The sequence below is a fragment of the Ruminococcus sp. B05 genome (assembly GCF_003628495.1).
GTDB classification, from domain to species: Bacteria; Bacillota; Clostridia; order Lachnospirales; family Lachnospiraceae; genus Schaedlerella; species Schaedlerella hominis.
The window spans coordinates 1-8,209 of record NZ_RBZR01000047.1; the positions used below are offsets into that span (position 1 = coordinate 1).

Here is an 8,209-nt window from a genome sequence, read left to right on the forward strand (position 1 = left end):
TCGACACATCCATATTTTTCAGTTGCCTCTTTAAAAGCCTTTCTGACAGACTCCATGCTTGCCAGATTTGGACTAATTCCAGCAACTATTGCATTGGGATATTTTTCTTTTAATTTATCTACAGCAACATCTGCCGATTCCTGTGAACTTGCTGCCAACACAACTGAAGCACCTTCCTTCAAGAATTTATCAGCTGTAGCAAATCCTATACCACGGCTTCCACCCGTAATGATTGCAACTTTATCTTTTAATCTCATTTAGACTACCTCCTTACTTTGTTTGTAGTTACATTATAAGCAAAAGGTAAACCATTTTCTGTGATATCATCACAAACTATCGCAATAAAAAACCCTGTTGCTCACACGCACCAGGGTTTTTGTTTATCTATCCGTATTTAAATAATCAGAATTTTATTCAACTTCTGAAAACTGATCTTTTCCAACATCACATAATGGGCATTCAAAATCTTCTGGAACGTCCTCCCACTTTGTTCCTGGTGCAATACCACCTTCAGGATAACCTTCCTCTTCATCATATTCCCATCCGCAAACGTCACATACATATTTCATTAGTTTGTTCCTCCTTATAAATATATTAATACACAGCATATATTACTGTTGTATTTGTGTTGTTCTGTAACCTTAATATGTATAAATGCTTTTAGCATTTCCATAATCCATGCAGGTTACAATATGCATATACCTCTTCTACCTGTTCACCATCGCAAAGACAAAAATCTGCTACCGGCTCCTGCCCTGGATTTAACTGTTTTCTGTATATTCCCTGGTTTGTATTTAATGTAATCCACTCAATGAAATGCTCTTCAAGCATTGGATGTTTTGTCTCTCCGACCACGACATGAACATGACTGCCTTCTATCGTATATACAGGTACATGCTTCTCGACAGCAGCATCTGTCACTCCGGCTTTTAATTCCTGCATAGGTTCTCCGCAACAAATTACAGGTACACCCTTATCCTTTACCTTTTCAACAATGTTTCCACAATGCTTACAAATATAATACCTTACTTCCATGCCTTTTTCTCCTTCCATGTGTAAAATTTATAATTCAATTGTCTCCTTAATAATTCTCTTCATGTACTTCAAAATAGCTCTGTGGATGATTACATACCGGACATACTTCAGGCGCCTTAGTTCCTACCACAATATGTCCACAGTTACGGCATTCCCATACCTTAACTTCGCTCTTTTCAAATACCTGTGAAGTTTCAATATTCTTAAGAAGTGCACGATATCTTTCCTCATGGTGCTTCTCAATCTCACCTACTGCCCTGAATTTTGCTGCAAGCTCAGGGAATCCTTCTTCCTCAGCTGTTTTAGCAAAGCCATCATACATATCTGTCCACTCATAATTTTCGCCTTCTGCCGCTGCCACCAGGTTTGACTTTGTATCACCAATTCCTGCTAATTCCTTGAACCACATCTTTGCATGTTCTTTCTCATTATCTGCAGTCTTTAAAAACAATGCTGACATCTGCTCGTAACCTTCCTTTTTCGCTACAGAAGCAAAATAGGTATACTTATTTCTTGCCTGTGATTCCCCTGCAAATGCCTCCTGTAAATTCTTCTCTGTCTGTGTTCCTGCATATTTGTTTGCTGCCATCTCTTTTACCTCCGTTTTCTTTACTACTTTTTCAAAATCTGATGCCGGGTGCTTGCACAAAGGACATATAAAGTCATCTGGTAATTCCTCTCCTACATATTCATATCCGCAAATTCTGCAACGCCATATTGTCTGACTGTCCTCTGTTTTTCCAACCTCCTGTGGCTTAGGCTTAATATTATTCTGATAATAATCATATGTTACTGAAGGAACATTGCTTAAAACTTCCATATCGGTTATCTCACCGATAAACATCGTATGTGAACCCAAGTCCTCTGTTTTAGTAACTGTCACAGAAATGTATGCATTTGTACCTTCTGTAATATAATAAATACCATTTGTGCCCCTGGCACACTGCTCAAAGGCTTCAAACTTATTAGTATCTCTTCCTGATTGGAAGCCAAAATGTTTGAACAATTCAAATTGTGCCTTCTGACTTAAGACTGATACAGTAAATTTTCCGGTTCTTTGAATCATATCATGCGTATAATTTGCCTTATTTACACAGATACTTAACTGGTTTGGTTCCGAAGCTGCCTGAATAGCTGTATTAATGATGCATCCGTTATCTTTTTCTGCTTCTTTAGCGGTCAATATAAACAGTCCATAACTCAACTTATACATTGCTTTCCTATCCATGCTGTTCCTCCTTTACCTTCTCCCTGCATTTCGGGCAAATACCTTTAAATGAAATATCATAATCCACAAATTCAATTCCATGAGTGTTATGAATTCTTTCCAGTAAATCCGGTATTTGATCCATATCCACATCAAAAATTTCACCGCACTTTATACATCTTACATGGTAATGATTTTTCAATATAAAATCAAATCGGTTCGGTCCATCCGGGACTTCAACCTTTCTTAATGCACCTTCCTCTACCAATATATCAAGATTTCTATATACAGTTCCTTTTCCAATTGTTGGATATGCTTCTTTTAAAAATTCATACACTTCATTTGCCGTAACGTGTCTTCTCATTTCGTATACGGTATTTCTTACAAGATCTTTTTGAATGGTATTTCTCCTACTTGTCATTCGTCCTCCTTATTAGGATTAGTTCTTAATAAGGATTATATACCACTATTATCTTGTTGTCAATAAAAATAGTAATAATTCTCATTATTATTATTTTATTTTGCGTTCAAATACATATTCTGAATCTGAAGATAAATCAGACCTAAACGAATATCCAAGTCTGTCAAATTTCTGAATCTCCACCGGATTTTCAATATTATTTTCCGCTATGAATCTGACCATTTCACCACGAGCCATCTTGGCATAGGTACCTTTTGTTACCAATTTAGCTCCGGATAACTCACAAAATACAATCGTAATATATCTGTCCTGTGGTGTCAGATACTTTTCTATACATTTTGAGTATTCTTTTGATGCAAGATTAATGATAATCCTACTGCCATCGATTACTGAGCGGTATAACAATTCTCCCCAGTACTCATACAGATTTTTTGCATCTCCAATTCCAACCTTTGCCTGCATTTCAAGACGATAAGGAGTCACACCATCCATTGGTTTTAAAATGCCATAAAACGCAGACAAGATTCTTAAATGATTTTGCAAATACTCAAACTGCTGGATTTCAAACACAGATGGTGCCATATATTGAAATGCAATCCCTTCATATGCTAAAACAGCCGGAGTAAGCCTGTTATAAAGATCCATATTTTCCAATCTGTTAAAGTTCTGCTCTGCAATCTTGTCATTACATTTCCAGATAGCTTTCAGTTCTTCTTTTGATTTGCTTTTCATCCAGTTTAATACTTCTGCTGTCTTATCAATATAGACAGGCAGTTCAACCGGTGCTAAGTTATCGGTATCTACAATCATCTTTTTTGCAGGTGATAAAATAATCTTCATTATGCCAATTCCTTAAGCATATTTTCAGGATCATCTGCCGCCTTGACTTTATCATTTGCCTTTATAATGATTCCCTGCTCATCTATAAGATATGTAGTTCTTACTACACCCATAGATACTTTTCCATAATTTTTCTTTTCTTTCCAGACATCATATGCTTCAATAGCTTTACGCTCCGGATCTGCTAATAGCGTAAATGCCAGTCCGTATTTTTCTTCAAATCTCTTGTGAGACGCTACAGAGTCCTTGCTTACTCCGAGAATAACAGCTCCCTTCTCAGTAAACTGTGGATAACGCTCAGAAAAGCCACATGCCTGCTTCGTACATCCTGGTGTATTATCCTTTGGATAAAAATATAAGATCACTTTTTTACCTGCATAATCGCTTAATTTATGCACTTCTCCGTTCTGATCCGGCAATTCAAAATCCGGTGCTTTTATTCCTAACTCTAACATTTACTATTCCTCCGCTTTTGTATTTTTCACCTGTTTTCTTGTTCTTTTATTACCCGAAATCATTTTATGACCAGAATAGACTGCCATAACCATGCATATCAGAGAGCCAAATGCAAAGTATTTGTGTGCTGCTTTTAACCCTTTATAGCCTGTATAAAAAGTTCCAATCATTGTGATTAAAGCTCCTACGGTCCAATATTTATGTGCTTTCATGTAATTCCTCCATTTTTTCAGTGTATTCAATTCTAATTATATGCTACCATATTCCTATGTCAATTTGATAATAGAGCATTCCTATAAAATTTTTCAAAATATCATTGTCAAAACTATGTATTGTTATCCTTTAATTTTTCTTTGAAATAATTGACAAAAAGTTTGCTTTCAGGAGATTACTATTTAATCTTTTTTCCATCTATATATAGTTGAAATTTATCAGGATTATTGACAACATCATAGTCCTTTCCGTATTCTACAGGTCTATATTCGGCTGTCATTACCGATTCCCCGTCTTCAATATCCTCTTTCCATAAATAGATGTTCATATCAATGCTCGTCGCATATCCTCTGTCTGTGGAAAATTTTGTCGAATGAAAAGAATCATCCTTGTACATCTGCAAAAGTTTTCTTGCAAACGCTTCTCTATCCTCTATATCTTCCCTATTTGCGACCACGGTTATATTTTCATCCCGATTTACAGAAAAAGTTCCAACTACATCTGGTTCGCCTTCTTTATGACTGGGTTCAAATTTCCCATAAATACTTCCTGCAGCAATTATCAAGATTGCTGTTCCTGAAATTACTGCAATTATCTTTTTCTTCATATTTTTAATTTCCTTTTAATTTTTTTACTGCGTAATTGATTACTTCTTCCGGTGTGGGCCTGTCTCCTTTAAGTGTCATTTTCTTCCATTCTTCCTGCACAGCCGGGTCAGGATTATCAAATCCTGCATCTATGGCTATCTGCATTTCTCTGCGTACTTCTTCTGGTGTTGTGTTATACTTTTCTGCAATCTTCTCATATATAGTTTTCTCTCTCATTCATTTTTCTCCGATATATAAGTGGAATTATATCTTGTTCTATAAAATCAATTTAGCATATTTCTGTTGGCATGAAAAGAGACATTACAACTTAAAATTGGATAAAAAGGACAAAAAAAGAAGAGCTGCTTGCTCTTCCCATATAGTAGTAGTAAAATAACATGTCATGCCAACGCAATATATTACCTAGAATATCGCTATAACAGGAAAGGGGCTGCATTGTGACAGCCCCTAGTTTACTTCATCACATTGTCTACATTCTGAATGAACTCGTTCCCTGGTTTATTTTAGCATCGGTCTGGATTTTGTTTCATAAAGATAAATTTTGCCACAGACCGGTCGTATGTTTTAATGTGTCCAAACAGCCAGTCGATTACATTTTTCTGTACAAGTTCACTGAACCGATCTGTTGGTCCTTCATACTCCTGAAGGTATTCATGCAGTTCCTGAATTGTCTTTTTAAACTCTTCATGTTTTTCATGATGGTTTTCACGCTCTGGATAACCGGATTTTTCCTGAAGCTTTTCCTCTTCTTTGAAATGAAAGTCAGTATATTCATCCAGATAATCCAGCATTTTGATTGCTTTTACTTTGCTGTCGCCATTTTGACAGGCAGTTACAAAGTTCTGGATACGGTCGATCAATTCTTTATGCTGGGTATCAATTGTTTCATTTCCTGTTACTAAATTGTCATCAAAGGTAATGTTTAAATCGTAAGTCATAATTTGACCTCCATTTCTTTTATATGTTCTCTTAGGATCTTTTAATGTCTGGCAGTTTCTGGATCGATACCAGCGTCTGGATCTCCTACTGCCGGATCATAAATATATCCACATGGTTCACATTCATATTTTATCATAGTCATTTTCCCTTTTCAATGTCGATTTATTTTTGTTACCAAGTTCCTAGCAATTTTTCTAACACTTTGTTTCTTGTATATCTGTATTATACATGATAATGATCCTTTGTCAATAATAGTAATTATTATTATTATTATACTTAGCATAAACTGATATTCGAATTGCAAATCTACATATTGTATATACCATGGGAATAGTTGAATAAAAAAATGAACTCTATTCATTAAAGACAGAGTTGTTGGAAATTATTTCTCTCCAACAACTTTTTTCGTCTTTAAGTCCTTGAAGCACAATACTGTCCAATCAGATTCATCCAACTGTTATATTTATTCTTTTCACACACCTTTCGGCAAATTTCATTTTCCATCAATACACAGAACATCTTATCATAATCAAATGCCCAAACAGCACCATTCACATGGTTTTCCACTGCTTTCTGATCTATGTTCTTTAAACGTGTGACCATTTTTTCAATTTCTCCATTTCTCAAGTTACCGATATTTTTGCAGATAAACCGAAAGAAATTCAACGTTGCATATTCGTCATGCCAATGGAACTCTTCTGGATTGTTTTTAATTTTACTGACTCGCTGCTGTTCTTTGATTATCTGATCAGCTACACCTTTCATCGAATCTTCGTATCTCATACTACTCACCTACTCTTCCTCAACGCCCAGTGACGGTTTAAATCTTTTATCCTTTGCCTGCGGTACCACGATCTCATAAAAATAAAATCCTAAATATCCAAGTGCCTGCTTCTTCATTTTATAAAAAGAAGTCCTGCCTATTCCTAACTCCTGCTGTACTTCCACATCTGTCTTATTATAATGACTGCAAAAACAGGAATGAAGGATTTCACTGAGCATCACACCATTCGGTGCATAGAACTTCACCAGTGTCATTCCACGATAGATCATATCAGACAAGCCATAAATGATCATCAGGTTATTCATTTCCCGGTGCATCTTTGGCACATTCAGCTGATTGTTATAAATGCTCAGATAACTCAATGCATATGCCATATCTTCATTGATTTTCTCCTGGCACTCCATATCCAGTTCTTCCAATACAACCTGGTTTTCTAAAATCAGTTTCTGGTAGCTTGTCATCAGTTCTTTAATATCAGTATAATGTCTTTCGATTGTAACTTCCAGATAATCCTGTGCATGACTTGCCATCTGGAAGGTAATTTCTTTCATTGATTTAATTGCATAATCTCTGTCTGTCATCAGTTTCAAAATCTCCTTATCATCATCACACTAACTGGCGGTCTTTCAGACCAGTTCGCTTTCCCCATGATTTTGATGGGAAGCAATTACTTACTACAACTTGCAGAAGCGGATATCCAAAAGGCATTGTGGGAGCTGCCTTTGCTGACCGAAATCCATCTTCTTATGTAAAACCTGCAGAAATATAAAGGGAAAGTGACTATCCCTGCCGGTTAATAATCCAAATAATATCGTCTATACCAATCTCTCCTTATGCTGTTTTTCTCTCCATAAACCATTTATCCACTTCGTAAAACAAGTGGCTTTCCTGCCCCTGTATCATACAGGTGTACATCACTCCTACACCGCCTGCCTTTCTGCTGGCGCATCGCTCAATTTTCAAAATTCTGTCAATACTATATTTTCTTCCATCCTCCCATGTAAAAAATATGGGAACCAGCCGTCCGTCTTTCCGGAACTCTGCCACTACATCTACATATACTTTGTTCATGCCGACACCTCACTATAAAATCTCGATTGCTCTTGGCGATGCCGGGATTCTGCGGATATATCCATTTTGCTCCAACTGCTTGATTCTGGAAAAAGCAGATGATGTTGATCTTACTCCGATCAGTTTTCCAAATTCCCGAACTGTCGGCGGGTATCCATGCTCCTTCGTATAATTCAAAATACACTGATAACTTTCTTTCTGTTTTCTGGTTAATACTTTTTTCAAATCTATCCCTCCAATTACCCATGAAAATAACTGTGTGGATGGACCGTGTGCGTACCAGCGTCTAAGTGGGATAAGACTTTATTCTGATACATTGCCGCTCGCTGTATACTGAAATATCCAAACCGTCGTCTAATCTCATCTACAGTACGATCCAGCTTCTCTAACTTTTCTTTTTTCTCCTGATTTCCAAATAAATCCAACTGCACGGGAATATCATCTAACACAAGATCCGCAGCTCGGATTCCCAGGCTTCTAATGGGATGTTCCCATTTGTAATTATCTTTAAATAGCTGAAATGCTGCAGTTACAATCTCATTTGTAATATTCGTTGGCTGTCGTAAATGTATCTGTCTGGAAAAACTATACAATCCATTATCTCGAACTGTAATTTCTACTGTTTTGCATTTAAA

15 protein-coding genes and 2 pseudogenes are annotated in these 8,209 nt (G+C 36.4%); all 17 read right to left on the minus strand.

Annotated elements, in window-relative coordinates:
• Positions 1-257 (minus strand): SDR family NAD(P)-dependent oxidoreductase (locus D8Q48_RS16565; protein ID WP_121057004.1); only part of this gene is annotated, 257 nt, incomplete at its 3' end.
• 153 nt (positions 258-410) lie between these two features.
• A complete protein-coding gene (locus D8Q48_RS16570) occupies positions 411-569 on the minus strand; it encodes a rubredoxin (protein ID WP_121057319.1) in 159 nt (52 codons plus the stop codon).
• Between the two features lie 91 nt (positions 570-660).
• Entirely contained in the window at positions 661-1,035 is a 375-nt protein-coding gene (locus tag D8Q48_RS16575) for a desulfoferrodoxin family protein (protein WP_023920586.1), read from the minus strand.
• A 46-nt stretch (positions 1,036-1,081) separates the two neighbouring features.
• Positions 1,082-2,263 carry a rubrerythrin gene (gene rbr / locus D8Q48_RS17850; protein WP_121057321.1) on the minus strand — a complete coding sequence of 394 codons (1,182 nt, stop codon included), beginning with the start codon at positions 2,261-2,263 and terminating at the stop codon, positions 1,082-1,084.
• Positions 2,256-2,663, minus strand: coding sequence for a transcriptional repressor (locus D8Q48_RS16585; RefSeq protein ID WP_121057322.1), 408 nt, complete (start codon positions 2,661-2,663; stop codon positions 2,256-2,258). Before D8Q48_RS16585 ends, rbr begins: the two co-directional genes overlap by 8 nt.
• A 90-nt stretch (positions 2,664-2,753) precedes the next feature.
• Positions 2,754-3,503, minus strand: coding sequence for a peroxide stress protein YaaA (gene yaaA, locus D8Q48_RS16590; RefSeq protein ID WP_121057323.1), 750 nt, complete (start codon positions 3,501-3,503; stop codon positions 2,754-2,756).
• Positions 3,503-3,958 (minus strand): thioredoxin-dependent thiol peroxidase, encoded by a 456-nt coding sequence (bcp, locus tag D8Q48_RS16595; RefSeq protein WP_121057324.1) that lies wholly within the window; start codon positions 3,956-3,958, stop codon positions 3,503-3,505. The genes yaaA and bcp overlap by 1 nt, the downstream gene beginning before the upstream one ends.
• A gap of 3 nt (positions 3,959-3,961) precedes the next feature.
• Positions 3,962-4,171, minus strand: a complete 210-nt coding sequence (locus D8Q48_RS16600) for a DUF6219 family protein (protein ID WP_121057325.1) — start codon at positions 4,169-4,171, stop codon at positions 3,962-3,964.
• 179 nt (positions 4,172-4,350) lie between these two features.
• Complete coding sequence (locus D8Q48_RS16605) at positions 4,351-4,779, minus strand: hypothetical protein (RefSeq protein ID WP_121057326.1); 429 nt, start codon at positions 4,777-4,779, stop codon at positions 4,351-4,353.
• Between the two features lie 4 nt (positions 4,780-4,783).
• The gene (locus tag D8Q48_RS16610) at positions 4,784-4,996 is read right to left on the minus strand and encodes a sporulation initiation factor Spo0A C-terminal domain-containing protein (protein WP_026648209.1); all 213 of its coding nucleotides are present in this window, start codon (positions 4,994-4,996) and stop codon (positions 4,784-4,786) included.
• A 287-nt stretch (positions 4,997-5,283) separates the two neighbouring features.
• Complete coding sequence (locus D8Q48_RS16615) at positions 5,284-5,718, minus strand: hemerythrin family protein (protein WP_044924563.1); 435 nt, start codon at positions 5,716-5,718, stop codon at positions 5,284-5,286.
• Positions 5,719-5,768: 50 nt separating this feature from the next.
• A pseudogene (locus D8Q48_RS16620) lies at positions 5,769-5,855 on the minus strand (rubredoxin); the annotation flags it as partial.
• 275 nt (positions 5,856-6,130) lie between these two features.
• Positions 6,131-6,502 carry a hypothetical protein gene (locus D8Q48_RS16630; RefSeq protein ID WP_121057329.1) on the minus strand — a complete coding sequence of 124 codons (372 nt, stop codon included), beginning with the start codon at positions 6,500-6,502 and terminating at the stop codon, positions 6,131-6,133.
• 9 nt (positions 6,503-6,511) lie between these two features.
• Complete coding sequence (locus D8Q48_RS16635) at positions 6,512-7,084, minus strand: hypothetical protein (protein WP_118410971.1); 573 nt, start codon at positions 7,082-7,084, stop codon at positions 6,512-6,514.
• 250 nt (positions 7,085-7,334) lie between these two features.
• Entirely contained in the window at positions 7,335-7,574 is a 240-nt protein-coding gene (locus tag D8Q48_RS16640; RefSeq protein WP_008708201.1) for a hypothetical protein, read from the minus strand.
• Positions 7,575-7,586: 12 nt separating this feature from the next.
• Positions 7,587-7,799: a hypothetical protein gene (locus D8Q48_RS16645; protein WP_020993357.1), complete on the minus strand. Its 213-nt coding sequence runs from the start codon at positions 7,797-7,799 to the stop codon at positions 7,587-7,589.
• Between the two features lie 14 nt (positions 7,800-7,813).
• Positions 7,814-8,209: pseudogene (locus D8Q48_RS16650) on the minus strand (DNA polymerase IV); the annotation flags it as partial.

Excerpts from the sequence above, each read along its gene's own strand:
- D8Q48_RS16570 (WP_121057319.1), bottom strand. The coding sequence starts at position 569 with ATGAAATATGTATGTGACGTTTGCGGATGGGAATATGATGAAGAGGAA.
- D8Q48_RS16575 (WP_023920586.1), bottom strand. The coding sequence starts at position 1,035 with ATGGAAGTAAGGTATTATATTTGTAAGCATTGTGGAAACATTGTTGAA.
- rbr (WP_121057321.1), bottom strand. The coding sequence starts at position 2,263 with ATGGATAGGAAAGCAATGTATAAGTTGAGTTATGGACTGTTTATATTG.
- D8Q48_RS16585 (WP_121057322.1), bottom strand. The coding sequence starts at position 2,663 with ATGACAAGTAGGAGAAATACCATTCAAAAAGATCTTGTAAGAAATACC.
- yaaA (WP_121057323.1), bottom strand. The coding sequence starts at position 3,503 with ATGAAGATTATTTTATCACCTGCAAAAAAGATGATTGTAGATACCGAT.
- bcp (WP_121057324.1), bottom strand. The coding sequence starts at position 3,958 with ATGTTAGAGTTAGGAATAAAAGCACCGGATTTTGAATTGCCGGATCAG.
- D8Q48_RS16600 (WP_121057325.1), bottom strand. The coding sequence starts at position 4,171 with ATGAAAGCACATAAATATTGGACCGTAGGAGCTTTAATCACAATGATT.
- D8Q48_RS16605 (WP_121057326.1), bottom strand. The coding sequence starts at position 4,779 with ATGAAGAAAAAGATAATTGCAGTAATTTCAGGAACAGCAATCTTGATA.
- D8Q48_RS16610 (WP_026648209.1), bottom strand. The coding sequence starts at position 4,996 with ATGAGAGAGAAAACTATATATGAGAAGATTGCAGAAAAGTATAACACA.
- D8Q48_RS16615 (WP_044924563.1), bottom strand. The coding sequence starts at position 5,718 with ATGACTTACGATTTAAACATTACCTTTGATGACAATTTAGTAACAGGA.
- D8Q48_RS16630 (WP_121057329.1), bottom strand. The coding sequence starts at position 6,502 with ATGAGATACGAAGATTCGATGAAAGGTGTAGCTGATCAGATAATCAAA.
- D8Q48_RS16635 (WP_118410971.1), bottom strand. The coding sequence starts at position 7,084 with ATGACAGACAGAGATTATGCAATTAAATCAATGAAAGAAATTACCTTC.
- D8Q48_RS16640 (WP_008708201.1), bottom strand. The coding sequence starts at position 7,574 with ATGAACAAAGTATATGTAGATGTAGTGGCAGAGTTCCGGAAAGACGGA.